Annotated in this window: 23 protein-coding genes; 4 read left to right on the plus strand and 19 right to left on the minus strand. The window is 60.8% G+C overall.

What is annotated here, in order from left to right; translation table 11 throughout:
* Nucleotides 1-61: 61 nt before the first annotated feature.
* The 9 genes from sucD to sdhC all read right to left on the minus strand — a co-directional run bounded on the left by sucD (nucleotide 62) and on the right by sdhC (nucleotide 11,383).
* A complete protein-coding gene (gene sucD, locus Q6A47_RS01120) occupies nucleotides 62-946 on the minus strand; it encodes a succinate--CoA ligase subunit alpha (RefSeq protein ID WP_003254203.1) in 885 nt (294 codons plus the stop codon).
* Entirely contained in the window at nucleotides 946-2,112 is a 1,167-nt protein-coding gene (gene sucC, locus Q6A47_RS01125) for an ADP-forming succinate--CoA ligase subunit beta (RefSeq protein ID WP_029612068.1), read from the minus strand. The genes sucD and sucC overlap by 1 nt, the downstream gene beginning before the upstream one ends.
* A 170-nt stretch (nucleotides 2,113-2,282) precedes the next feature.
* The gene (gene lpdA / locus Q6A47_RS01130) at nucleotides 2,283-3,719 is read right to left on the minus strand and encodes a dihydrolipoyl dehydrogenase (RefSeq protein WP_029612067.1); all 1,437 of its coding nucleotides are present in this window, start codon (nucleotides 3,717-3,719) and stop codon (nucleotides 2,283-2,285) included.
* 96 nt (nucleotides 3,720-3,815) lie between these two features.
* Nucleotides 3,816-5,039, minus strand: a complete 1,224-nt coding sequence (gene odhB / locus Q6A47_RS01135) for a 2-oxoglutarate dehydrogenase complex dihydrolipoyllysine-residue succinyltransferase (RefSeq protein WP_304482646.1) — start codon at nucleotides 5,037-5,039, stop codon at nucleotides 3,816-3,818.
* A 42-nt stretch (nucleotides 5,040-5,081) separates the two neighbouring features.
* Nucleotides 5,082-7,913 carry a 2-oxoglutarate dehydrogenase E1 component gene (locus Q6A47_RS01140; protein WP_304482647.1) on the minus strand — a complete coding sequence of 944 codons (2,832 nt, stop codon included), beginning with the start codon at nucleotides 7,911-7,913 and terminating at the stop codon, nucleotides 5,082-5,084.
* 241 nt (nucleotides 7,914-8,154) lie between these two features.
* Nucleotides 8,155-8,859 (minus strand): succinate dehydrogenase iron-sulfur subunit, encoded by a 705-nt coding sequence (locus tag Q6A47_RS01145; RefSeq protein ID WP_029612065.1) that lies wholly within the window; start codon nucleotides 8,857-8,859, stop codon nucleotides 8,155-8,157.
* 11 nt (nucleotides 8,860-8,870) lie between these two features.
* Nucleotides 8,871-10,643, minus strand: coding sequence for a succinate dehydrogenase flavoprotein subunit (gene sdhA / locus Q6A47_RS01150; protein ID WP_116888550.1), 1,773 nt, complete (start codon nucleotides 10,641-10,643; stop codon nucleotides 8,871-8,873).
* A 3-nt stretch (nucleotides 10,644-10,646) separates the two neighbouring features.
* A complete protein-coding gene (gene sdhD, locus Q6A47_RS01155) occupies nucleotides 10,647-11,015 on the minus strand; it encodes a succinate dehydrogenase, hydrophobic membrane anchor protein (RefSeq protein WP_029612064.1) in 369 nt (122 codons plus the stop codon).
* Entirely contained in the window at nucleotides 11,009-11,383 is a 375-nt protein-coding gene (gene sdhC, locus Q6A47_RS01160) for a succinate dehydrogenase, cytochrome b556 subunit (protein WP_029612063.1), read from the minus strand. Before sdhC ends, sdhD begins: the two co-directional genes overlap by 7 nt.
* 363 nt (nucleotides 11,384-11,746) lie before the next feature.
* Between sdhC and gltA the strand changes: the two genes are divergently transcribed.
* The 3 genes from gltA (at nucleotide 11,747) to Q6A47_RS01175 (ending at nucleotide 14,587) form a co-directional block, all read left to right on the plus strand.
* Nucleotides 11,747-13,036, plus strand: a complete 1,290-nt coding sequence (gene gltA / locus Q6A47_RS01165; protein WP_029612062.1) for a citrate synthase — start codon at nucleotides 11,747-11,749, stop codon at nucleotides 13,034-13,036.
* 172 nt (nucleotides 13,037-13,208) lie between these two features.
* Nucleotides 13,209-13,955, plus strand: a complete 747-nt coding sequence (locus Q6A47_RS01170) for a hypothetical protein (RefSeq protein WP_304482648.1) — start codon at nucleotides 13,209-13,211, stop codon at nucleotides 13,953-13,955.
* 20 nt (nucleotides 13,956-13,975) lie between these two features.
* The gene (locus tag Q6A47_RS01175) at nucleotides 13,976-14,587 is read left to right on the plus strand and encodes a hypothetical protein (protein ID WP_304482649.1); all 612 of its coding nucleotides are present in this window, start codon (nucleotides 13,976-13,978) and stop codon (nucleotides 14,585-14,587) included.
* A gap of 45 nt (nucleotides 14,588-14,632) precedes the next feature.
* Here the strand turns inward: Q6A47_RS01175 and Q6A47_RS01180 are convergent, their stop codons facing one another.
* The 9 genes from Q6A47_RS01180 to Q6A47_RS01220 form a co-directional block, all read right to left on the minus strand.
* Nucleotides 14,633-15,241, minus strand: a complete 609-nt coding sequence (locus Q6A47_RS01180) for an START domain-containing protein (RefSeq protein WP_369811403.1) — start codon at nucleotides 15,239-15,241, stop codon at nucleotides 14,633-14,635.
* A gap of 28 nt (nucleotides 15,242-15,269) precedes the next feature.
* Nucleotides 15,270-15,524: a YkgJ family cysteine cluster protein gene (locus Q6A47_RS01185; protein ID WP_029612058.1), complete on the minus strand. Its 255-nt coding sequence runs from the start codon at nucleotides 15,522-15,524 to the stop codon at nucleotides 15,270-15,272.
* Between the two features lie 107 nt (nucleotides 15,525-15,631).
* Nucleotides 15,632-16,138 carry a hypothetical protein gene (locus Q6A47_RS01190; protein WP_304482810.1) on the minus strand — a complete coding sequence of 169 codons (507 nt, stop codon included), beginning with the start codon at nucleotides 16,136-16,138 and terminating at the stop codon, nucleotides 15,632-15,634.
* Nucleotides 16,139-16,198: 60 nt separating this feature from the next.
* Nucleotides 16,199-17,641 (minus strand): aminotransferase-like domain-containing protein, encoded by a 1,443-nt coding sequence (locus tag Q6A47_RS01195; protein ID WP_039578677.1) that lies wholly within the window; start codon nucleotides 17,639-17,641, stop codon nucleotides 16,199-16,201.
* A 157-nt stretch (nucleotides 17,642-17,798) separates the two neighbouring features.
* Entirely contained in the window at nucleotides 17,799-18,611 is an 813-nt protein-coding gene (locus Q6A47_RS01200; protein ID WP_304482653.1) for an OmpA family protein, read from the minus strand.
* A complete protein-coding gene (locus tag Q6A47_RS01205; RefSeq protein ID WP_029612056.1) occupies nucleotides 18,608-18,961 on the minus strand; it encodes a DUF4398 domain-containing protein in 354 nt (117 codons plus the stop codon). The genes Q6A47_RS01200 and Q6A47_RS01205 overlap by 4 nt, the downstream gene beginning before the upstream one ends.
* Nucleotides 18,962-18,970: 9 nt before the next feature.
* Nucleotides 18,971-19,792, minus strand: a complete 822-nt coding sequence (locus Q6A47_RS01210; protein ID WP_304482654.1) for a substrate-binding periplasmic protein — start codon at nucleotides 19,790-19,792, stop codon at nucleotides 18,971-18,973.
* Nucleotides 19,793-19,886: 94 nt separating this feature from the next.
* Nucleotides 19,887-20,816: an electron transfer flavoprotein subunit alpha/FixB family protein gene (locus Q6A47_RS01215; RefSeq protein ID WP_295485105.1), complete on the minus strand. Its 930-nt coding sequence runs from the start codon at nucleotides 20,814-20,816 to the stop codon at nucleotides 19,887-19,889.
* 1 nt (nucleotide 20,817) lies between these two features.
* Complete coding sequence (locus tag Q6A47_RS01220) at nucleotides 20,818-21,567, minus strand: electron transfer flavoprotein subunit beta/FixA family protein (RefSeq protein WP_116888555.1); 750 nt, start codon at nucleotides 21,565-21,567, stop codon at nucleotides 20,818-20,820.
* Between the two features lie 544 nt (nucleotides 21,568-22,111).
* Between Q6A47_RS01220 and Q6A47_RS01225 the strand changes: the two genes are divergently transcribed.
* Complete coding sequence (locus Q6A47_RS01225; RefSeq protein WP_039578690.1) at nucleotides 22,112-23,776, plus strand: electron transfer flavoprotein-ubiquinone oxidoreductase; 1,665 nt, start codon at nucleotides 22,112-22,114, stop codon at nucleotides 23,774-23,776.
* An 87-nt stretch (nucleotides 23,777-23,863) separates the two neighbouring features.
* On the opposite strand, the gene Q6A47_RS01230 is transcribed toward Q6A47_RS01225, so the two are convergent.
* The gene (locus Q6A47_RS01230; protein WP_304482659.1) at nucleotides 23,864-25,675 is read right to left on the minus strand and encodes an ABC transporter ATP-binding protein/permease; all 1,812 of its coding nucleotides are present in this window, start codon (nucleotides 25,673-25,675) and stop codon (nucleotides 23,864-23,866) included.
* Nucleotides 25,676-25,776 lie beyond the last annotated feature (101 nt).

Here is a 25,776-nt window from a genome sequence, read left to right on the forward strand (position 1 = left end):
CAGAAACGACAAAGGCCACCCGAAGGTGGCCTCTGTGCGCGTGGGGGGTACAGCGAGTTGCTTACTTCTTGGCTTCCCAGCCAGTCAGCTCGGCCAGGGCCTTGCCGATGTCTGCCAGGGAACGCACGGTCTTGACACCAGCGTCCTGCAGGGCAGCGAACTTCTCGTCCGCAGTGCCTTTGCCGCCGGAGATGATGGCGCCAGCGTGGCCCATGCGCTTGCCTGCAGGCGCGGTAACGCCGGCGATGTAGGAAACGACCGGCTTGGTAACGTGAGCTTTGATGTAGGCAGCCGCTTCTTCTTCAGCCGAACCGCCGATCTCGCCGATCATGACGATCGCTTCGGTCTTCGGATCTTCCTGGAACAGCTTCAGGATGTCGATGAAGTTGGAGCCTGGGATCGGGTCGCCACCGATGCCGACGCAGGTCGACTGGCCAAAGCCGGCGTCGGTGGTCTGCTTGACCGCTTCATAGGTCAGGGTGCCGGAACGCGAAACGATACCGACCTTGCCTGGCAAGTGAATGTGGCCTGGCATGATGCCGATCTTGCACTCGCCCGGAGTGATGACGCCTGGGCAGTTAGGACCGATCAGGGTCACGCCCAATTCGTCGCACTTGACCTTGGCGTCCAGCATGTCGAGGGTCGGGATGCCTTCGGTGATGCAGACGATCAGCTTGATACCGCCGAAGGCCGCTTCGAGGATGGAGTCCTTGCAGAACGGAGCCGGAACGTAGATGACCGAAGCGTCAGCACCGGTGGCTTCCACGGCTTCCTTGACGGTGTTGAACACCGGCAGGCCCAGGTGGGTGGTGCCACCCTTGCCTGGAGTAACGCCGCCAACCATCTTGGTGCCGTAGGCGATGGCTTGCTCGGAGTGGAAAGTACCTTGCGAGCCGGTGAAGCCCTGGCAGATGACTTTGGTGTCTTTATTGATCAGGACGCTCATTACTTGCCCTCCGCAGCTTTGACAACTTGTTGAGCAGCGTCGGTCAGGCTGGTTGCCGCAATGATGTTCAAACCGCTTTCTGCCAGTACTTTAGCGCCCAGTTCGGCGTTGTTGCCTTCGAGGCGAACAACCACCGGCACTTTCACGCCGACTTCTTTGACTGCACCGATGATGCCTTCGGCGATCATGTCGCAGCGCACGATACCACCGAAGATGTTGACCAGAACGGCCGCGACATTGCTGTCGGACAGAATGATCTTGAACGCCTCGGTCACGCGCTCTTTGGTAGCACCACCGCCCACGTCGAGGAAGTTGGCCGGTTTGCCGCCATGCAGGTTGACGATATCCATGGTACCCATGGCCAGGCCAGCACCGTTGACCATGCAGCCGATGTTGCCTTCCAGCGCGACGTAGTTCAGTTCGAACTTGGCAGCGTGGGCTTCACGGGCGTCGTCTTGCGACGGATCGTGGAAAGTCTTCAGCTTGGGCTGACGGTACATGGCGTTGGCATCGATGTTGATCTTGGCATCGAGGCAGTGCAGGTCGCCGTCGGCCTTGATCACCAGCGGGTTCACTTCCAGCAAGGCCAGATCGTGATCCTTGAACAGCTTGGCCAGGCCTACGAAGATCTTGGCGAACTGCTGAACTTGCTTGCCTTCCAGACCCAGCTGGAACGCCAGCTCGCGACCCTGGAACGGCTGAGCGCCGACCAGCGGGTCGATGGTAGCCTTGAGGATCTTCTCGGGGGTGTCGTGGGCAACCTTCTCGATGTCCACGCCACCTTCAGTGGAGGCCATGAACACGATGCGGCGGCTCGAGCGATCCACTACAGCGCCCAGGTACAGCTCCTTGGCGATGTCAGTGCAGGACTCGACCAGGATCTTGGAGACTGGCTGACCGTTGGCATCGGTCTGGTAGGTCACCAGATTCTTGCCCAACCACTGCGCAGCGAACGCCTTGGCGTCTTCTTTGCTGCGAACCAGCTTGACGCCACCCGCTTTACCGCGACCACCGGCGTGAACCTGGGCTTTTACCACCCACTCGGAACCACCGATCTTGTCGCAGGCTTCTGCGGCTTGTTCAGGGGTATCGACCGCGAAACCCTTGGAAACTGGCAGGCCGTACTCAGCGAACAGCTGTTTACCCTGATACTCGTGAAGATTCATGCTTTTTACCGTCTTCGTTAGGTACTGCGCTTCGGCGCTGCGCTGTTTCCAGCGCCGCGCCACCTGTGACCGTTAACCCCGGATTGTTCCGGTGGCCCGGTCCGGCGGACATTCCGCGGTGGATCTTGCGCGCAAGACCCACGACGGGCAGCCCGCCGTGGTTTTTATAATTAACGCTTCTTACGGTTGGCCACGTGAATGGCGCCGCCATTCACAGCCAGCGCGGCTTCATGCAGCGCTTCGGACAGAGTCGGGTGGCTGAACACCATCATGCCCAGGTCTTCGGCACTGGTGCCGAATTCCATGGCGATAGCGCCCTGCTGAACCAGCTCGGCAGCCGATGGGCCGATCACGTGAACGCCCAGCACACGGTCGGTCTTGGCATCGGCGATGACCTTGACGAAACCACCGGTGTCGTTCGCCGCCATCGCACGGCCGCTGGCCGCGAACGGGAAGGTGCCCACGTTAACCTCAACGCCTTCGGCTTTCAATGCCTGCTCGGTCTTGCCGACCCATGCGATTTCCGGGTGGGTGTAGATCACCGACGGGATCAGGTCGTAGTTCATCTGGGCCTTGTGACCCTTGATGCGCTCGACGACCATGATGCCCTCTTCCGAGGCCTTGTGCGCCAGCATCAGGCCACGCACCACGTCGCCGATGGCATAGACGCCTGGGACGCTGGTGGCGCAGTAGTCGTCAACGTAGATGTAGCCGCGCTCGTCGATATTGACGCCGCTGTCGACGGCCAGCAGGTCAGTGGTCACAGGACGACGGCCCACGGCGACGATCAGCTTGTCGAAGGTGATCTTCTGCTCGCCTTCGGCGTTGGTGTAGGTGACTTCGACTTCTTCACCAGTGACTTTCGAACCGGTGACGCGTGCACCCAGCTTGATGTCCAGACCTTGCTTGGTCAGGGTCTTCTGGGCTTCCTTGGAAACCGCGGTGTCGGCGGCCATCAGGAAAGTGTCCAGAGCTTCCAGGACAGTCACTTCTGCGCCCAGGCGAGCCCAGACCGAACCCAGCTCCAGACCGATCACGCCGGCACCGATTACGCCCAGGCGTTTAGGCACGGCCTGGAATTCCAGCGCGCCGGTAGAGTCGACGATGACTTTCTGGTCGACTGGCGCCGGTGGGATGTCGATCGGGCGCGAGCCGGAAGCGAGAATCACGTTCTCAGCTTCGATGACTTCGCTGCTGCCATCAGCCTTGGTGACTTCGACTTTCTTGCCCGCCAGCAGCTTGCCGTGGCCCTGGATCGAGGTCACGCCATTGGCCTTGAACAAAGTGGCCACACCACCGGTCAGGTTCTTGACGATGCCGGCCTTACGGCCAATCATCGCGGCGACGTCCATCTTCACTTCACCCGTGGAGATACCGTGGACGTTGAAGCTTTCTTTAGCTTCTTTGTACTTCCAGGAGCTGTCGAGCAGCGCCTTGGAGGGAATGCAACCGACGTTCAGGCAGGTACCGCCCAGGGCCAGCTTGCCTTCGGCGTCGGTGTATTCCTCGATGCAGGCAGTCTTCAGACCGAGCTGGGCAGCCTTGATGGCAGCCACATAGCCGCCAGGACCCGCACCAATCACCACTACGTCGAATTTCTGGGTCATAAAAGATTCCTTTTTAGCTTCAAGCTTCAAGCTGCAAGCGGCTGGAACGGCAGGCTTCGTCATGAAGCCTGGCGCTTGCCGCTTGCAACTGTGCGATTAGATGTCCAGCAGCAGGCGGGACGGATCTTCCAGCAGGTTCTTGATGGTGACGAGGAAGGTTACGGCTTCCTTGCCATCGATCAGACGGTGGTCGTAGGACAGCGCCAGGTACATCATCGGGCGAATGACCACTTGGCCGTTGATCGCCATCGGACGCTGGATGATGTTGTGCATACCCAGGATCGCAGCCTGCGGCGGGTTGACGATCGGGGTCGACATCATCGAACCGAAGGTACCACCGTTGGTGATGGTGAAGGTACCGCCAGTCATCTCTTCGATGGACAGCTTGCCGTCACGGGCTTTCTTGCCGAAGGTGGCGATGCCGTTCTCGATCTCGGCCAGCGACATCGATTCGGCGTTACGCAGCACAGGCACCACCAGACCACGGTCGCTGGAAACGGCTACGCCGACGTCCGCGTAGCCATGGTAGACGATGTCGTTGCCGTCGATCGATGCGTTGACTGCCGGGAAGCGCTTGAGCGCCTCGGTGGCGGCCTTGACGAAGAACGACATGAAGCCCAGGCGCACGCCATTGTGGGTCTTCTCGAACAGGTCCTTGTACTTCGAACGCAGGGCCATGACTTCGGTCATGTCCACTTCGTTGAAGGTGGTCAGCATGGCCATGTTCGATTGCGCTTCGACCAGACGCTCGGCGATCTTGGCGCGCAGACGAGTCATCGGCACGCGCTTCTCGGTGCGATCGCCGGCAGCGACGACGACCGGGGCAGCGGCGGCAGCGGCAGGCTTGGCGGCCGGAGCAGCAGCAGGCGCGGACTTCTTGTTGGCGATGGCCGCGACCATGTCTTCCTTGGTCACACGACCGCCCTTGCCAGTGCCCTTCACAGAGGCCAGATCGATACCGTTCTCTTCGGCCAGCTTGCGTGCGGCAGGCGCGGCGACCGGGTCATCTTCGCCAGCGTCAGCGTCAGCGGCGGCAGCAGCCGGAGCAGCAGCGGCGGCGGCAGGTGCAGCGGCAGCTGCGCCACCCTCAACGATCGAACCCAGTACTTCGTCGGACAGGACGGTGTCGCCCTCACCCTTGACGATGTCGCCCAGTACGCCGTCGGCGGTGGCCAGCACTTCCAGGACGACCTTGTCGGTCTCGATGTCGACGATCAGCTCGTCACGCTTGACGGCTTCGCCCGGCTTCTTGTGCCAGGTGGCAACGGTGCCGTCGGCAACCGATTCCGGGAAGGTTGGGGCTTTGATCTCGATAGCCATTATCAGTGTTTCCTTAAATTCGGTTTCAGGTGCGCGAAGGCGTTAGACAGTGAACGCGTCTTGCAGCAGTTTTTCCTGCTGCTCGGCGCTCTTGGACGCGTAGCCACAAGCAGGCGCGGCAGAGGCGTCGCGACCGGCGTACTCGAGGACCAGCGCCTTGTCGTGGCGGCCCAGGATGCGACGCATGTGGTGCTGACTGCTGTACCAGGCGCCCTGGTTCATCGGCTCTTCCTGGCACCAGACCGCATGCTTGAGGTTGGTGTACTGCGCCAGGACTTCGACCAGATCGTCCTCAGGGAACGGATACAGCTGCTCGATACGCAGGATGGCGATGTCTTCGCGGCCTTCGGCACGGCGTTTTTCCAGCAGGTCGTAGTAGACCTTGCCGCTGCACAGCACCAGACGCTCGACCTTGGCCGGCTCGATCGCATCGATTTCCGGAATGACGGTCTGGAACGAGCCTTCGGCCAGGTCTTCCAGGGTCGACACAGCCAGCTTGTGGCGCAACAGCGACTTGGGCGTCAGCACGATCAGCGGCTTGCGCAGCGGACGGATGACCTGACGACGCAGCAGGTGGTAGATCTGCGCTGGCGTGGTCGGCACGCAGACCTGGATGTTCTGCTCAGCGCACAACTGCAGGTAACGCTCAAGGCGTGCCGAGGAGTGCTCCGGGCCCTGCCCTTCATAACCGTGCGGCAACAGCATGGTCAGACCGCACAGACGGCCCCATTTATGTTCGCCGCTGGTGATGAACTGGTCGATTACCACCTGCGCACCGTTGGCGAAGTCGCCGAACTGGGCTTCCCAGATCACCAGCGCGTTCGGCGTGGTGGTCGAGTAGCCGTATTCGAACGCCAGCACGGCCTCTTCCGAAAGGAAGGAGTCGTACAGTTCGAAACGCGGCTGGCCCGGGAACAGGTTCATCAGCGGTACGTAGGTGCCGGCGTCCTTCTGGTTGTGCAGCACCGCGTGACGGTGCGAGAAGGTGCCACGGCCAATGTCCTGGCCGGTCATGCGGATCGGGTGACCTTCGAACTGCAGAGTGGCGTAGGCCATGGTCTCTGCGTAACCCCAGTTGATCGGCAGGCCACCGGCCTGCATCTTCTGCCGGTCTTCGTAGATCTTGGCGACCTGACGCTGGACGACGAAGCCTTCCGGCAGCTCGAGCAGCTTGGCCGACAGTTCCTGCAGGGTCTTGAGGTCGAAGCGGGTGTCGTGACGCGCGGTCCAGGCATGGCCCAGATACGGACGCCAGTCGACGAACAACTCGCGGTTCGGTTCCTTGACCAGGCTCTTGACCACGTGCAGGCCGTTGTCCAGCGCGCTGCGGTACTCGTCGATCTTGGCCTGGGCGCGCTCGCTGTCGATGCGACCAGCCTGGATCAGCGCGTCGGCGTACAGCTCACGGGTCGTGCGCTGCTTGCTGATCTGCTGGTACATCAGCGGCTGGGTGCCGTTGGGCTCGTCAGCCTCGTTGTGCCCGCGACGGCGGTAGCAGACCAGGTCGATCACCACGTCACGCTTGAACTGCATGCGATAGTCGATGGCCAGCTGGGTGACGAACAGCACGGCTTCCGGGTCGTCGCCGTTCACATGCAGGATCGGCGCCTGGATCATCTTGGCAACATCGGTGGCGTACTCGGTGGAACGCGCATCCAGTGGGTTGCTGATGGTGAAGCCGACCTGGTTGTTGATCACGATGTGCACAGTGCCGCCGGTTTTGAAACCGCGGGTCTGCGACATCTGGAAGGTCTCCATGACCACACCTTGACCGGCGAATGCCGCGTCACCGTGGATGGAAATGGGCAGAACCTTGTCACCGACGCTGTCGTTGCGACGGTCCTGGCGGGCACGAACCGAGCCCTCCACCACCGGCGAGACGATTTCCAGGTGGGACGGGTTGAATGCCATGGCCAGGTGGACTTCGCCGCCGCTGGTCATGACGTTGCTGGAGAAGCCCTGGTGATACTTCACGTCACCGGAACCCAGCTCGTTCATCTTCTTGCCTTCGAACTCGTCGAACAGCTCGCGCGGGTTCTTGCCGAAGGTATTGACCAGCACGTTCAGACGACCGCGGTGGGCCATGCCGATCACGACTTCCTTGGTGCCATAGGAGCCGGAGCGCTGGATCATTTCGTCCAGCATCGGAATCAGGCTCTCGCCGCCTTCCAGGCCGAAACGCTTGGTGCCTGGATACTTGGTGCCCAGGTATTTCTCCAGGCCTTCACCGGCGGTGACGCGTTCGAGCAGGTGAGTCTGCACGTCGACGGAGAAGTCAGGACGACCACGCACGCTTTCCAGGCGCTGCTGGAACCAGCTGCGCTGCTCGGAATCGACGATGTGGGTGAACTCGGAGCCGATGGTGCGACAATATGTCTTCTGCAAGGCATCGACGATTTCGCGTAGGCTCGCTTCCTCTTTGCCGATGTACAGGTCGCCGGCACGGAAGGTCGTATCAAGATCGGCATTGGTCAAGCCGTAGTGATTGATCGACAGGTCTACGGGCGCAGGGCGCTGCCACAACCCCAAGGGGTCGAGCTTGGCAGCCTGATGACCGCGCATACGATAGGCCTGGATCAGTCGCAGCACTTCAACCTGCTTCTTCTCGTGTTCGCTGCTCACGCTCCCGGCAGATACCGGTTGAGCGCGGCGCTGGTTCTTCGCCAGCAGTACGAAATGATCGCGGATCGTCGAGTGCGAGACGTCGGTAGCGGTGCTGCCGTCGGCGGGCAACTTCTGGAAGTAGGTGCGCCACTCTTCTGGCACAGCGTTAGGGTCGTGCAGGTAGAGTTCGTAGAGCTCTTCCACATATGCAGCGTTACCACCTGAAAGGTGGGCGCTTTCCCACATGCGCTGCATCACGCTTTCTTGCATGCTTGGTCACCCTCGTTAGGGGACGGATCGACAAGAACCACGCAAACCTGGAAAAGTCCGAACACAGCGACCAACCACGCCACCTGGATCCTGCAGATTTTCCGGGTACCAGCCCGGAAGCCCCTGCTGGTCTCATATCTTCAAAGGTAATGAGCGCGGGCTTTGTGGGCCCTTGCTCCGGTTTTACCTCAGCGCGGGCTCACCACCCGCGCGTCGGCTTACTGCTGGTGCAACATTCGAATCAGGTGCCGCTTTGCAGCAGCATGTTACGTACGTGGCCGATCGCCTTGGTCGGGTTGAGACCCTTCGGGCAGACGTTCACGCAGTTCATGATCCCGCGGCAGCGGAATACGCTGAACGGGTCATCCAGCGACGCCAGGCGTTCCTGGGTCTTGGTGTCACGGCTGTCGGCCAGGAAACGGTAGGCCTGCAGCAGCGCGGCGGGGCCCAGGAACTTGTCCGGGTTCCACCAGAACGATGGGCAGGAGGTCGAGCAGCAGGCGCACAGGATGCACTCGTACAGACCGTCCAGCTTCTCGCGCTGTTCCGGCGACTGCAGACGCTCGATGGCCGGTGCCGGCGTATCGTTCTGCAGGAACGGCTTCACCTTCTCGTACTGCTTGTAGAAGATGCTCATGTCGACGACCAGGTCACGAATGACCGGCAGTCCCGGCAGTGGACGCAGCACCAGCTTGTTGCCCTTGACCACGCCCGACAACGGGGTGATGCAGGCCAGGCCGTTCTTGCCGTTCATGTTCATGCCATCGGAACCGCACACGCCTTCACGGCAGGAACGACGGTACGAGAAGCCCTCGTCCTTTTCCTTGATCAGCGCCAGCACGTCCAGCACCATCAGGTCCTTGCCGCCGGTATCGACGTCGAACGACTCCATCTTGGGCGCCGAGTCGGTGTCCGGGTTGTAACGATAAACTTCGACTTTCAACATAGCGGCCACCCTTAGTAAGTCCGGACTTTTGGTTCGAAGGCAGGCACTGTCTTCGGCGCAAAGTTGACACCACGCTTGGCTACGCGCTTCTCACCCGGGTAGTACAGGGTGTGGCACAGCCAGTTTTCGTCGTCACGGTCTTCGAAGTCTTCACGGGCGTGTGCGCCGCGCGACTCTTTACGGGCTTCGGCCGCGATGGCGGTAGCTTCGGCGACTTCCAGCAGGTTCTGCAGCTCCAGCGCTTCGATGCGCGCGGTGTTGAAGGCCTGGGACTTGTCGTTGATCTTGACGTTGGCGATGCGGTCACGCAGACCGGCCAACTGCTCGATACCCTTCTGCATGTATTCGCCAGTACGGAATACACCGAAGTAGTTCTGCATGCAGCTTTGCAGTTCGCGCTTGAGGCTGGCGACGTCTTCGCCGCTGGTACGCTCGTTGAGCTTGTTCAGGCGGTTCAGCGCCACGTCGACATCGGTGTCGCTCGCATCGCGGTACTCGACGCCATCGCTCAGGGCTTTTTCCAGGTGCAGGCCGGCAGCACGGCCGAACACCACCAGGTCGAGCAGCGAGTTGCCGCCCAGGCGGTTGGCACCGTGTACCGATACGCATGCCACTTCACCCACGGCGAACAGACCCGGGATGATGTGATCCTGGCCGTCGGCGTCCATGGTGATGGCCTGGCCATGAATGTTGGTGGCAACGCCGCCCATCATGTAGTGGCAAGTCGGGACCACCGGTACCGGCGCGACCACCGGATCGACGTGGGCGAAGGTCTTGGACAGCTCGCAGATACCTGGCAGGCGGCTGTGCAGCACTTCCTCGCCCAGGTGATCGAGCTTGAGCAGGACGTGATCCTTGTTCGGACCCACGCCATTGCCGGCGATGATTTCCTTGACCATGGAACGGGCGACCACGTCGCGGCCAGCCAGGTCTTTCGCGTTCGGCGCGTAACGCTCCATGAAGCGCTCGCCGTGGGCGTTGATCAGGTAACCACCCTCACCGCGGCAGCCTTCGGTGACCAGTACACCAGCGCCGGCGATGCCGGTCGGGTGGAACTGCCACATCTCGATGTCCTGCACCGGTACGCCGGCGCGCAGCGCCATGCCGATACCGTCGCCGGTATTGATCAGGGCGTTGGTGGTGGAGGCGTAGATACGGCCAGCACCGCCGGTGGCCAGTACGGTGGCCTTGGACTTGATGTACATGGTTTCGCCGGTTTCGATGCAGATCGCAATCACACCGACGAACGCGCCGTCCTGGTTCTTGACCAGGTCAACGGCGTAGTACTCGTTGAGGAAAGTGGTGCCGGCTTTCAGGTTGCCCTGATAGAGGGTGTGCAGCAGGGCGTGACCGGTACGGTCGGACGCAGCGCAGGTACGCGCGGCCTGGCCACCCTTGCCGAAGTCCTTGGACTGGCCACCGAATGGGCGCTGGTAGATACGACCGGTTTCGGTACGCGAGAACGGCAGGCCCATGTGGTCCAGTTCGAAGACCGCAGCCGGGCCTTCCTGGCACATGTATTCGATAGCGTCCTGGTCACCGATGTAGTCGGAGCCCTTGACGGTATCGTACATATGCCAGCGCCAGTCATCGTTCGGGTCGGCCGAAGCGATGGCGCACGTGATGCCGCCCTGGGCGGATACGGTGTGCGAACGGGTCGGGAAGACCTTGGTGACTACGGCAGTCTTGTGGCCGCCTTGAGCCAGCTGCAGCGCAGCGCGCATACCAGCACCGCCGCCACCGATGATGATGGCGTCGAAGGAAATGGTTGGAATGTTAGCCATGAATCAGATACCCCAGAGAATCTGCACACCCCAGACGAAGTAAGCGAACATCGCAACGCCGCATACCGCCTGGAACAGGAAACGAATCGCCGTCGCCGATTTGCCGAGCGCCATAGGCGTCAGGTAGTCGGTGGCGATGGTCCACATGCCGACCCAGGCGTGAGCGCCCAGTGCGACCAGGGCCAGCAGGCTGAAGATTCGCATCGCGTTGTGAGAGAACAGCCCGTGCCACTGCGCGTAGTCCAGGCCCGGGTGCACGGCGAGGTAGCCGATCAGGAAAATGAAATAAGCCGCGAGAACGACCGCAGAGACACGCTGCGCCATCCAGTCATAAAGGCCCGAACGCGAAAGGTTCGTGACGTTGGTTACCATATCCAAACTCCTACCAGAACGATCATCACGACAGACACCACGATGATGATCTTCGAACCCAGTCGTCCGCCTTCCAGCGTCTCTCCGATGCCCATATCCATGATCAGGTGGCGTACGCCAGCAATCAGGTGATACAGCAGAGCAGACAGCAGACCCCACGCAATGAACTTCGCCAGCGGGCTGGTCAAGGTCGCTTTGACCTCACCAAAGCCCTCTTCCGAACCCAAAGATTGACCCAATGCATAAAGCATGAAGGCCAGCCCCAGGAACAGGATGATGCCGGATACGCGGTGGAGGAAGGACGTTACGCCGGTTATAGGGAGCTTGATGGTCCTTAGGTCTAGGTTTACAGGTCGTTGGCTTTTCACGGCTTTTTTCACACTGAAGAGCCCCTAGGGAACAGGGCAAAGTTGTTGGTAAGTGTACTGGTCAGGTACCCACCACCGGAGAGAACACGACACCCAGCAGGGCGGGCTGGAAAGCCCCTGGGAGTCGGCTGCCGAGTATAGACAGTTAGGCTGCTTATGACAACGTGAGGGGCTAGCCCGAATAGCGCATTGCCTTTAGTGAACAAAAGGCGTAAATGGCCGGCAATTTCGTGAAAATCATGGGCTTGGAGAGGGTTTCAACCAGCCTTTAGGCAAATTGACATCTGAATTTATCCCTCTATAGTGGTGCGGGCCCTGCGTGGGGGGTCTGACTGATGATTTCAAGCATTAATAGGAGGCCACATGGCTGACAAAAAAGCGCAGTTGGTCATCGAGGGCGCAGCCCCCGTAGAGCTGCCCATTTTAACCGGCACCGTTGGTCCCGATGTCATCGACGTCCGCGGGTTGGGGGCATCCGGTCACTTCACCTTCGACCCGGGCTTCATGGCCACCGCCTCGTGCGAATCCAAGATCACCTACATCGACGGCGACAAGGGCGTACTGCTGCACCGCGGCTACCCCATCGAACAGCTCGCCGAGCAGTCGGACTACCTGGAAACCTGTTACCTGCTGCTCAACGGCGAACTGCCGAACGCCGAGCAGAAGGCCAAGTTCGTCAGCAACGTCAAGAACCACACCATGGTTCACGAACAGCTGAAAACCTTCTTCAACGGCTTCCGCCGCGACGCGCACCCCATGGCCGTCATGTGCGGCGTGGTCGGCGCCCTCTCGGCCTTCTACCACGACTCGCTGGACATCAATAACCCCCAGCACCGCGAGATCTCGGCCGTGCGCCTGGTGGCGAAGATGCCGACCCTGGCCGCGATGGTCTACAAGTACTCCATGGGCCAACCCATGATGTACCCGCGCAACGACCTGTCGTACGCAGAGAACTTCCTGCACATGATGTTCAACACCCCGTGCGAGATCAAACCGATCAGCCCGGTGCTGGCCAAGGCGATGGACCGGATCTTCATCCTCCACGCGGACCACGAGCAGAATGCGTCCACCTCTACAGTACGCCTGGCAGGCTCCTCGGGCGCCAACCCGTTCGCCTGTATCGCCGCCGGCATCGCAGCGCTGTGGGGCCCTGCCCACGGTGGTGCGAACGAAGCCGTATTGACCATGCTCGATGAAATTGGCGATGTCTCGAACATCGATGCCTTCATCGCCAAGGCCAAGGACAAGAACGATCCGTTCAAGCTGATGGGCTTTGGTCACCGCGTCTACAAGAACCGCGACCCGCGCGCCACCGTAATGAAGCAGACCTGCGACGAAGTGCTGCGCGAACTGGGCATCAAAGACGATCCGCAACTCGAACTGGCCATGCGCCTGGAAGAGATTGCCCTGACCGATCCGTACTTCATCGAGCGCTCGCTGTACCCGAACGTCGACTTCTACTCAGGGATCATCCTCAAGGCGATCGGCATTCCAACCAGCATGTTCACCGTGATCTTCGCCCTGGCCCGTACCGTAGGCTGGATCTCGCACTGGAAAGAAATGCTGTCCGGCCCGTACAAGATCGGCCGTCCGCGCCAGCTGTACACCGGCGAACCGCAGCGTGACCTGACCGCACTGAAAGATCGCAAGTAAACGATCACTGCGCGTCGAACGAAAAGCCCCGGCAACTTGCCGGGGCTTTTCGTTTCTACTGACCGACCCAATCCAACGAAACCCTTCCTGCTGATGTGTCGCCAACGGACACGAGACGATCCGAGCGCACGTCAGAACGTGCGAACTCACACAGCCTCAGCAGGACAAACTAATGACTATCGAAAAAAGCCTGGCATTCATCGATCAGATTCCCGCCCCACGCGTGCGTCGTAACGCGGTCGATACCCCGGATGCCCCCACTCCAGAGAATACGGACGCCAAGGCCGGCGTAGTCCAATCGCAGTTGATTGCCTTCACCTCGAACCTGGATACCCCTTTCAAAGAGGCCGTCAAGTATTCGACACAGCTTGCGCAACGCGCGGCCGATCAAAAATTCAATCACATCGAACAGCGCATGCAATGGTATGAGGTGTACAACGAAGCACTCCAACATTTGGGCTGGATTGGCTCGGACAACAAGCTGACCCGCTACAAAGGCAGCAAATTCGAAGTCACCATGGAAAATGTGGCGATTGAACTGATCAAACTCGCGGCCGGCCCGAATGCTGCGCTCATTGCTGACCTCACCAGCGCCACCATCAATGCCCTCAAAGGCGACAGCGAAGTACTAAGCAAACTCCAGAAGTCTTCAAGTTCAGGCGCATCGGGTGCCTTCGACATATTGCCCGTCATGCAGAAGGATGACGACGTGGTGATGTACAGCCACGCCATGGTGTTCGAGCACAAGGAAGACAGTGGGGGCTTTTGGTTCTGGAGCTGGACCTCGAGCAATGTCAGCCTGGAACATTGCGCCAATGAGTGGACATTCAACTACTCGCACTACAAGAGCGTGGAAAGCCAAGTCAAGGAAAAGCTCGGTGAGAGCACGAGCAAATTCTTCGACTCACTGAATTTCTGACGGTTTAATAGGACGACCTCATGGACGACGAATCTAGCAATCTCTATCGAGTAGCCCAGGCGATCGTGTCCATCCCCTGCTCGATCAGCGCTATCGACCGACAGGACATACTGGACACCCTTTTGCTGGCACAACTCTCTGCCAGCCGCCAACATGACGCGTTCGATGCTCCAGACAAATGGGCGGTCACGTGCCTGGCCAGCCTGAATAACCTTCATTGGAGCATGACCTCGTTTCTGAACAGAACAGAGACACTCACCGATACCTTCAGCATCAAATCGTTGGCAGAAAATACTACCAGCGCAGACTTACTGGAGCGCTTGTCGGTAGAGGCGAGGCTGCGGATGTTTGCCTATACCAACCGAGAGCGCAGCGACCTCTCTCAGAAGAGAGTGGCAACCGTTCGGATCGTCGCGCCGGACCGTTTCGATTTGAAGAGCTTGCACTTCGATTGCGCGCAATCGCCTGAAGACAACTGGATAACTCAGCAGCACTACGCCACCACCCATCGTCCTGTCTCCGTCAAGGTGAGAGAAGCCACATTTTCACGGACAGCAGACTACGACGATGTCCGAATGAGGGTCATAAAGGCCCTGGGTACGCAGCGCGTGAAGGAGATTGACCCGCTTTGATCAATGGAGCACCCGCCCCACGCGATGGGGCGGATTGCTCTTCGATCAGCGCGCTTCAGCCCGCTCGCGCAACGCCTTGAGCGTATTGAACGGCGCCTCGACCACGAACTTGTTGGCCAGCCATGACGGCACGCTGCCGCCCGGCTCCGTGTGCACCTGATAGGTCACCTCGGTACTGTCACCCTTGGGCACCAGCTTCCAGAAGCCCTCCACCTGGGCCACTCGCACGAAGCCCTTCTCTTCAGGCAGGTACTTGGGCTCACCTTCGAGTTTGCGCATCAGGCTGCCGTCCGCTTCCTGCACGGTGGTCACGTGCAGGATCGAGTCACGCGGTGTCACTGGCCATGGGGTATTGAACTGCGTATAGGTCCAGCTCTGGTCGCCCTCGTGCTTGAGCAGCTTCTGTGACTTGCATTCATGCACCCACGCGCAAGAGCTCGCCACATCCTCCTGCAGCGCCTTGATCTTGGCCAATGGCGCCTTGATGACGGTGACGCCGCGATAGGCCTTGTACTTCGAGCCAGCCACTTCGCTGAGGGACACCTGGATGCCCTCCTCGTTCTTGGCCACCTGCCAGTTCTCCGCCCAGGCTACCGGCACCAGGAGAACGCCCATGCCACACAGCAAAACAACGCGCTTGATCGATCTCATCATCTTGTTCCTTTTGTCGAAGAGCCCAATGTCACGCCGCCGTCATTCGCTCCAGCCAGCCGATGATCCTGATCGCCTCGTCGCGATCACTCCCACAGATGTCCACCTCAGCCTTGAATCCGGCACAGACTTTCGGCCGCTCGGGCTTGCCAAACAAAGCACAGAGGTTATCCAAAGACAAATGCAAGCAGCGCTCGCCTGCCGGTTTGCCATGCGGCATTCCGGGTATCGACGAACTGATGGACGGGGCGATGCAGCAAGCACCGCAGCCCTCACGGCATTTCATGACCACTGCACTCCCTGGAACAGAACGGGACGGACATCCCTGGATACTAACCGCTCAAACATACGTTTGAAATTGCCGACTCGATGAAATCCGCCGTGACTCGATAGTCAGTTACGGAATTCGAATTCAATGGCAGCGCCCTCCACGTCACGACGGCTGTCGTTACGCAACTGAAGCTGCATCTCATTGCTGATCAGCCTGCCATTGAGCTGGAACGGGCTGTCATCACCGGCAGACTTGTCGGGGAACATGGCCGGCAACAACGCCTTTCGGGGGGCAGGTGTAGACCTTACATCCGGCTTGAGGTTTCTCACCATATCGCTCGGCAGACTGAGGTCGAGCTTAGGATTGGGCAGCGGCTGGGTGGCAGCCTTACTGACGGACTTCTTGGCCGCCTTGCGCTTGGCCTTGGCTGCCGATTTGCTCGGCGCCTTCGCCGGCTTCCTCGCGACCGGCTTGGCAGCCTGCTTGACTGCAGGCTTGGCAGCGGCACCACCCGTCTTAGCCGACGCAGCCTCACTTGCAGCTGGCGCCTGCGCAGCATGCACCGCAATGCCGGGCCACAAGGGGCACGCTAGACACAACAGCAGTGCAGAAAGACGGAAGGCAGTCATAGCGATCGAAGGCATGGCATCAAAATGCCTATGCTCCCCGTTAAACGCGCATATGACAAGCTAGAAAATGGCCATAGACGATTCTCGACACAACTGCTGGGCCAACAGCCCCAACGTCATGACTGCACGCTCGGCTTCCCTGTTCCAGGGAATCCCGCAGTTCAAGCGAATGCAGTGGTTGAACTGCTCGGTGTTGCTGAAGATGAGCCCGGGCGCGATGCTGATGCCCTGCTCCAGCGCCCGCACATGCAGCTCCTGGGTATTGACCCGCCCCGGAAGACTGACCCACAGAATGAATCCGCCTGTGGGCCGAGTCATCTGTGTGCCCTCAGGGAAATGCTGCTGTACCGCCAACTGATAGGCGCTGAGGTTCTTGCGGTATTCCTGGCGGATGAAGCGTAGGTGGCGGTCGTAACCACCATTTTCCAGGTAGGCCGCCACGCCCATCTGCGTGACACTGCAGGCCGAATGGGTGGTGAAGGTCTGCAGTCGCTGGATCTCATCCTGATAGCGTCCCGGAATCATCCAGCCGACGCGCACACCGGGCGATAGCGTCTTGGAAAAGCTCGAGCAGTAGATCACCCGATCCAGTCGGTCAAAGGCCTTGAGGGCCTTGGTCCGGCCCTGTTCGAACATCAGCTCACCATAGATATCGTCTTCGACGATCTGAATATCGAAGTCCGAAGCCAGGCGCAACAACTGCTTTTGACGCTCCTCGGGCATGGTGCCGCCCAGCGGGTTGCTCAGGCGTGGCGTGAGCACCAGCGCCTTGATCGACCACTGGTTGGCGGCCAGTTGCAAGGCCTCCAGACTGATGCCGGTGGACGGGTCACTGGGGATCTCGATGACCTTCAGACCCAGCAGGTCAGCCAATTGCAGCAGGCCGTAATAGGTCGGCGATTCAGCAGCGATCAGGTCGCCGGGACGGGTCAACACGCGCAGCGACATCTGCAGCGCATCCACGCAGCCATGGGTGACGATGACCTCGCGCGGGTCGACCAGCACCCCGGCATCGCGCATACGGATGGCGATCTGCCGACGCAGCGGCTCGAATCCTGGGCTGAACATATAGCTGAAGGCGCGCGGGCTGTGGAAGCGAGTGACCTTGGCGATCTGCTGATGCAGTGCGCGCACGGGCAGGTAGTCCACGTGAGGGACCGCTGCGCCGAAGGGAAACACGCCGTCGCGGCGCGCTTCGGTCAACACCTGCTGGATGATACTGGCCCGCGTGACCAGCCCTGGACGCTCGACCCGCGCGATGTCGGGGGTCGGCGCAGTCAAGGCGGGCGTCTGGTGGACATAATAGCCGGACTGCGGCCGGGCGCGAATCAGCCCTTGGTCCTCGAGATTGGCATAGGCCTGCAACACCGTGGCGTGACTGACGTTGAGCTGTGCGCTCATCTTGCGCACCGACGGCACCCGCTCACCTGGCTGGTAGACACCGCGGCGGATGTCCTCGGCCAGTTGCTGGGCGATACGCTGGTACAACAGCAGATTGGTCATGGTGATTCTCGAGACGCGGACAGATTCGTTGTTTTTGTGCCACTCACAGTCCAGACAGAATACCGGAACAGTTGCAAAGTGTACTGGGACAGATCAGAGGATAGTCGCCGTTACAGTTGCGTGATAGCCAAAACAACCCGTTGCCGCGTCGACCGCCTCAGCGTGGCGGCGCAAGCCTGCCCTTGTCGTCGGAAAAGACGATCTCGACCCGGCGATTCTGTGCCCTGCCCCGCTCCGACGCGTTGACCTCTACCGGATACTGATCGCCGTAGCCCTGGACCTCGATGCGCTTCTCATCGATGCCCAGGTCGACCAGCATGTCCGCTACCGACTGGGCGCGATCGCCCGACAGCTTCAGGTTGTCTTCCGGCGTTCCGGTGCTGTCGGTATAACCCTCGATGCGCACCACGCGTCGCGGGTTGAGCTGGAGGAACTGCACCAGCTTGAGCACGGTGCGGCTGGCCGAACTCTTCAACTGCGCTTCGCCGGTGTCGAACAGCACGTCCGACAGGGTCATGACCAGACCGCGCTCGCCCTGCTCGGAGGCCAGTGCGGCGATCTGCGATTCGACCCATTTACCCTGCTGCTGGACACTGTCCAGTTTCGCCTCGCGCAACGCCAGTTGCAGACGCTGACGCTCCAAATCGAGTTTGGCCAGACGCTCCTGATTCAGCGCCAGGTTGGCATGCTCGCGGGCGATCTCGCTGTAGCGCTGGCTGAGATAAGCGTAATGGCGCACGTCACTGCCGGTGCCCACATAACCTGCCAGGCGCTCGGCCCGCGCCAGCGATTCACCGGCGCGAATCACATCGCGCGGCGCACTGCGCAATACATCGGAGTCATCCTTGACCTTTTGCAAGGCGGTGGACGCATCGACCAACGCGGACTCACTGCGCTGGCTCGCGCAGCCCTGGAGGCCGACAAACGCCAGTAATACCAAGGTGGCAAAAGGCTTGAGGTTGCCATTCATGGCTGCACCTCCAGTTGTTTGCGCAGGCGCTTGACGCGCGCGTCAACCACCTTCAATTGCTCGGCGCTCTTTTCCGTCAGCACCTGGGCTTCGGCCAGGCGCGCATCCAACTCGGCCTGTTCGGCGCGCATGCGGGCGTCGCGAAAGTCCTGGCTGGTCATGTTGGATCTGGCCCGCGCCAGCTTGTCTTCCGCCAGTTTGAAGGTGTCGACCTGGTCGGTAGCGCCAACCGCCCTGGCCTGCTCAAGGGCTTGTTCAGACAGGCGCATCTGCTCATTGGGGGCCGGGTCGTTGGCACAACCGGCGAGGCCGACGACGGCCAGGGCCAGGATCAGGGGTTGGGTTCTCACACAATCTTCCTACTGTTTGGGGGCGTCAGCGGTCATCTGCATCTGCGCCTTCCAGCGCTCCACGTTCTGTTGCAGCACCGCCTCGGAGGCACCAGAGACCGGCAATTCTGTCAGCTTTTTCGCCAATTGCCCACGCAACCAGGCGTCATTGCAGGCCGAGTTGTGGGACACGGCCAAGTACAGCCCAGGTCGGTCCACCACCAGGTCCCGAGCGATGAGGTCACTGCCCAACCCCAGACTCTGGATCATAGCCATGCCCGAATAGCGCCCGGCCAGCACGTAATCCACTTGGCCCAACACCAGCTTCTGCAAGGCTTGAGTCAGGTTCTGCGAGGGCACCAGCTTGAGCTGAGCCTTGGCGAAGGCCTCGAAGGCCGGGGTCAGCCGAGCCTTCTCCGACACGCTGCCCTGGTAGCGGGCAAGGTCAGCTGGGCCGTCCAGCGTCACGGTTGCGTCATGACGGGTCCAGACCAGGTATTCGTTGAGTTGTAGTGGCGGATGAATGTAGTCCAGTGCGGTCAGCTGAGCGACCTGCATGGGCGTATCCAGAAGCACGTCCGTGCGCCCGCTGCGAACCTCTTCGAGCGCCTGATCCCGGCGTCCGGCGCTCAGTACTTCGACCTTCACGCCAAGCTCGCCTGCCACCTGGCGCAACAGGTCGACATTGGCGCCGATCAAATGCCTGGGGTCTTTCGGGTCTTGCCAGGAGTAAGGCGGCGCGTCCGGGCTACCGGTCGCCACCAGCTTCTCGCATTTGCCAGCCGCCATCGCCTGCGAAGCCGTCACAGCCATGATGCACATCAGCCAGCGGCCGGATTTGCCCAACTTCATTGCCCTCTCCTTGACCACACCGCACGGACCCACCATGAAAAAAGCCCGACCCTCAAAGCGAGGGCCGGGCTTCTTTATAAGTGAAGCGTCTGGATCAGACCAGCTTTTCCAGCTCCGGCACCGCCTCGAAGAGATCGGCGACCAGACCGTAGTCGGCCACTTGGAAGATCGGTGCTTCCTCGTCCTTGTTGATGGCGACGATCACCTTGGAGTCTTTCATCCCCGCCAGGTGCTGGATCGCGCCGGAGATACCGACGGCGATGTACAACTGCGGTGCGACGATCTTGCCGGTCTGACCGACCTGCATGTCGTTGGGCACAAAGCCCGCATCCACTGCAGCGCGCGAGGCGCCGACCGCGGCACCGAGCTTGTCGGCCAGGGTATACAGGTGCTTGAAGTTGTCACCATTGCCCATGCCACGACCGCCGGAGACGACGATCTTGGCTGCAGTCAGCTCCGGACGGTCGGATTTGGCCAACTCCTCGCCCACGAACGACGACTTGCCTGCATCGTGAGCGGCCGCGACCGCTTCCACAGCTGCCGAACCACCTTCTGCGGCCACGGCATCGAAGCCGGTGGTGCGCACGGTGATGACCTTGACCGCAGCGCTCGATTGCACGGTGGCGATGGCGTTACCCGCGTAGATCGGGCGCTTGAAGGTATCGGCGGACTCGACCGCGATGATCTCGGAGATCTGGTCGACGTCCAGCAGTGCAGCGACGCGCGGCAGGATGTTCTTGCCATTGGTGGTGGCCGGGGCCAGCACGTGGGTGTAGCCGCTGGCCAGTTCTTGGATCAGGGGCGCGACGTTTTCTGGCAAGGCGTGGGCGTAGGCGGCATTGTCGGCCACCAGGACCTTGGCCACGCCAGCGATCTTGGCAGCAGCTTCGGCAATGCCGGCCACATTCTGACCTGCGACCAGCACGTGCACATCGCCACCGATCTTGGCCGCAGCAGCGACCGTGTTCAGGGTGGCAGGCGCCAGTGCGGCGTTTTCGTGTTCAGCGACAACCAGGATAGTCATTTCAGATTACCTTCGCTTCGTTCTTCAGCTTCTCGACCAGTTCGGCCACCGACTTGACCTTGACGCCTGCACTGCGGGCAGCCGGGGCTTCGACCTTGATGGTCTTGGTGGTGGAGGCAGTGGATACGCCCAGCGCGTCCGGCGTGACGGTCTCCAGCGGCTTCTTCTTGGCCTTCATGATATTGGGCAGCGACGCGTAGCGTGGCTCATTCAGACGCAGGTCGGTGGTGACGATCGCCGGCAGCGCCAGCGCGACGGTCTGCAGGCCGCCATCGATCTCGCGGGTGACGTTGAGTTTGTCGCCAGCCACTTCGACCTTGGAGGCGAAGGTGCCCTGGGCGTAGCCCGTCAGCGCAGCGAGCATCTGGCCGGTCTGATTGTTGTCGCTGTCGATTGCCTGTTTGCCAAGGATGACCAGTTGCGGCTGTTCCTTGTCGACGATGGCCTTGAGCGCCTTGGCCACGGCCAGAGAGTTGAGCTCTTCGCCGGTCTCGACCAGGATGGCGCGATCAGCGCCCAGGGCCAGGGCCGTACGCAGTTGCTCCTGGGCGGCGGTCGGGCCGACGGCGACGGCGACGATCTCGGTCGCTACGCCCTTCTCTTTCAGACGCACGGCTTCTTCAACGGCGATTTCGCAGAAGGGGTTCATGGACATCTTGACGTTTGCAAGGTCGACGCCGGAGTTGTCCGCCTTGACGCGAACCTTGACGTTGTAGTCGACCACTCGTTTGACAGCTACAAGAACCTTCATGGATTCCTCGTTACTCTCCGGTGAAAAGAATGTCGCCTGGGGCGTGCCCGGCGAATGCGCGTGGGTACAAGGACACCTCTGAAAACGTTCCGAGGGCGAGGAAATTTGCCGTGACTGCTGAGTCTCGTGGCGACCCGGAGGGCAAAACCCTTGGGTCATTTCCTGTCGTGCCGTGTAGACTTCACTACACGACGGGTTTTGGCCGGAAAACCCTGCTCCACGCCTGGCTTTTAGAGGTGCACCTGCGCCCGACGATCAGCCTACGGCGAGCGTAAAACCGCTCGTATCTTGACCGTAACACCCAATCGGGTCAATACGGCAAATCGGCCAGCCTCCAGCCGCACACCTGTGATTTTACTGGGCTGCGGCATATTCAAACAAACGTTTGTATTGGACCCGCCAAGTGGTGTAGATATAATGCGCGGCCAAGACAATACGGTGTAGTCCGCCTCTGGCACGGCTACCGCTGCCCCCACCGTGAGCGGGCATTCGAGACACCCATAAGACAAAGCAAACGCGACGAGCCTTGAGTAGGAGAGAACCTGTGGAACGCGAATACATGGAATTCGACGTGGTCATCGTCGGCGCAGGTCCCGCGGGCCTGTCCGCCGCCTGCCGCCTCAAGCAGAAGGCCGCCGAAGCCGGTAACGAGATCAGCGTCTGCGTGGTCGAGAAAGGCTCCGAAGTGGGCGCCCACATCCTCTCTGGCGCGGTGTTCGAGCCCCGTGCGCTGAATGAGTTGTTCCCCGACTGGAAAGCCCTCGGCGCGCCGCTGAACACCGAAGTCAAACGCGACGACATCTATGTGCTCAAAGACGCGGGCAGCTCGGTCAAGGTGCCCGACCTGTTCGTGCCCAAGACCATGCACAACCAGGGCAACTACATCATCTCGCTGGGCAACCTGTGCCGCTGGCTGGCGCAACAGGCCGAAAACCTCGGCGTGGAAATCTATCCAGGCTTCGCCGCCCAGGAAGCGCTGTTCGACGACGCCGGTGTGGTGCGCGGCATCGTCACGGGCGATCTGGGCGTGGACCGCGAGGGCAACCCCAAGGAAGGCCTGTATACGCCGGGCATGGAACTGCGCGCCAAGTACACCCTGTTCGCCGAGGGCTGCCGCGGACACATCGGCAAGCAACTGATCAAGCGTTTCAACCTGGATAGCGAAGCCGATGTGCAGCACTACGGCATCGGCATCAAGGAAATCTGGGAGATCGACCCGAGCAAGCACGAGCAGGGGCTGGTGGTGCACACCGCCGGCTGGCCGCTGGACGTGGTCAGCGCCGAGAACACCGGCGGCTCTTTCCTCTATCACCTGGAGAACAACCAGGTGGTGGTCGGGCTGATCGTCGACCTCTCCTACGCCAACCCCTACCTGTCGCCGTTCGACGAATTCCAGCGTCTGAAACACCATCCGGTGATCAGCCAATACCTCGAAGGCGGCAAACGCATCAGCTACGGCGCGCGCGCCATCTGCAAAGGCGGCCTGAACTCGCTGCCCAAGATGGTGTTCAACGGCGGCGCGCTGATCGGCTGCGACCTGGGCACGCTGAACTTCGCCAAGATCAAAGGCAGCCACACCGCGATGAAGTCCGGCATGCTCGCCGCCGACGCGGTGGCCGAAGCCCTGCTGGCCGGTCGCGAAGGCGGCGACACCCTCGATCGCTATGTCGAGACGTTCAAGGCCAGCTGGCTGTATGAGGAACTGTACGCCAGCCGTAACTTCGGCCCGGCCATGCACAAGTTCGGCCCGCTGTTCGGCGCCGCGTTCAACTACATCGATCAGAACTGGTTCGCGGGCAAGCTGCCTTTCACCTTGCGCGATACCAAGCCGGACTACGCTTGCATGAAACTTGCGGCCGACTCCACCCGCATCGACTATCCGAAACCCGACGGCAAACTCAGCTTCGACAAACTCAGTTCGGTCTTCCTCTCCAGCACCAACCATGAAGAGGAACAGCCCTGCCACCTGAAACTGACCGATCCAAATGTGCCGATCGCCACCAACCTGCCACTGTACGACGAGCCCGCCCAGCGCTATTGCCCGGCAGGCGTGTACGAGGTGGTCACCCAGGAAGACGGCAGCAAGCGCTTCCAGATCAACGCGCAGAACTGCGTGCACTGCAAGACTTGCGACATCAAGGATCCGTCACAGAACATCACCTGGGTCACCCCCGAAGGTGCTGGCGGGCCGAACTACCCCAACATGTAAATTCGCCTCCAAGCAAAAGCCCCCAGACAGCGATGTCTGGGGGCTTTTGCTTGGAGCGCTGAAAAGTCCTGCGCAACAGACCGACATTCAGGACAGTACGACCGCTTCCTGCTCGACCATCGCCCAACCACCCCGCCCATCCAGCTCCAGACGGTGGCTGTGAAAGCTCGCCAAGGTACTGCGGTGACCGACGCTGACCAGCAGTGTTTCCGGCATCTCGCGACGCAGCATCGAGTACAGGGCATGTTCGAGCCCCTCGTCCATCGCCGAGGTGGACTCATCGAGAAACACCACGTGCGGCTGATTGAACAACACCCGCGCGAAGGCCAGACGTTGCTGCTCACCGATCGACAGAATGCGCGACCACTCTCGGCTTTCCTCCAGCCGCTCGGCCAGATGCGCCAGGCTCACATGGCGCAGCACCTGCTGCATTTTCGCGTCCTGCCCCGGGCTCGAGGGCGCTGGATAGGCGATGGCAGCGCGCAGATCGCCGAGCGGCAGATACGGTCGCTGCGACAAGAACAGTGCCAAGTGCCCAAGCGGCCGTCCGACCTGACCTTCGGCATAGGGCCAGAGGCCAGCCAGCGCTCGCAGCAGCGTGGTCTTGCCGCTGCCCGATGGGCCCTTGATCAGCAGCGCCTGTCCAGCCTGCAGGTGCAGGTCAAGGTCGGCAATCAAGCGCTGACCGTCAGGGCGACACACCTGCAACCCTTCGATGGCCAACGCGCGCGACAACTCGCGAGTCGTGAGTTGCGGCAACGCCACGGCCTGGCGGTTGGCATCGACGAAGCCGGTGAGACGGTCCAGGGTGGCGCGGTAGCTGGCAAAGGTATCGTAGGACTCACGGAAGAACGACAGCGAATCCTGTACCTGTCCGAACGCCTGCGCGGTCTGCATCACATCGCCGAGCTTGATGGCCCCACTGAAGAAACGTGGGGCCTGGAGGATGAACGGAAACACCACCGCCACTTGCCCTACGCCGAGGTTGAAACCATTGAACTTCAGCGTCCGCCAGACCAAGGCCCAGACATTGCCGATGAGTGCGAAGAAGCGACCCAGCAGGGTCCCGCGCTCGACCTGGGCACCTTGGTAAAAGGCCACGTTCTCGGCGTTTTCACGCAGGCGCATCAGTGCATAACGAAAGTTCGCCGTGAGTTTCTCGTTGAGAAAGTTCAGCCGGATCAATGGCTGGCCAAGACGGAAGGCGATCCAGGTGGCAATCAGCACATAGAGGTAGACCGCGAACACCATCGCCCGCGGCACCTCGACACCCGCGACCGCAAGCGGTGCCGACAGCCCCCAGAGAATGCTGGTGAACGCCACCAGTGATACCAGCGCGCCGACCGCCCCCAGCGCCAGCGACACCGAGCCGGATACGAAGGCACTGATGTCCAGCTCGATACGCTGGTCCGGGTTATCCACGGATTGCTCGAGGAACTGCCCACGATAGTAGGCATCCCCCTGCATCCAGTCGGCGGTCAGGCGTTCGGTCAGCCAGACGCGCCAGTGGATGTTGAACGATTGCGTGACGTAGTAGCTGAACAGCGCGCGTGCCACATGAATGCTCGCCAGCACGGCGAATACGCCCAGCAAATACCAGAAGGCGCTCTGATCCAGGCTCTGCAAGGCGTCGTAGAAGCCGTTGTACCAGAACGAGAACAGCACGTTCATGCGCACCGCAAACAGCGTCAGCAACAGTAACAGCGCGAACATCGACAATGGTCGCCAACTGCGCCTGAAATTGAAGTAAGCACCCGCCAATTGCCAGAACTGCTGGCCCCAGCGGGTAAAACGCACCGCCAGCACGGCGGCGCCGATGAACGCGACGACAGTGATCGAAAAGGCGAATGCCAGCCAGCTCAGGCTCTGTTGCAGGGCCTGGTGCCAGTTCATGTCCATAGGAAAAGTCCGCGGCGAGAATTTACCCGAGCCTAGCACCGGGCGCGCCGAGGGAAGATGACGGAGGTTTCATGTTCGAGGGGAGCCGCCCTGTCAGCGAT

Source organism: Pseudomonas boreofloridensis (genome assembly GCF_030580795.1).
Classification (GTDB): Bacteria; Pseudomonadota; Gammaproteobacteria; order Pseudomonadales; family Pseudomonadaceae; genus Aquipseudomonas; species Aquipseudomonas boreofloridensis.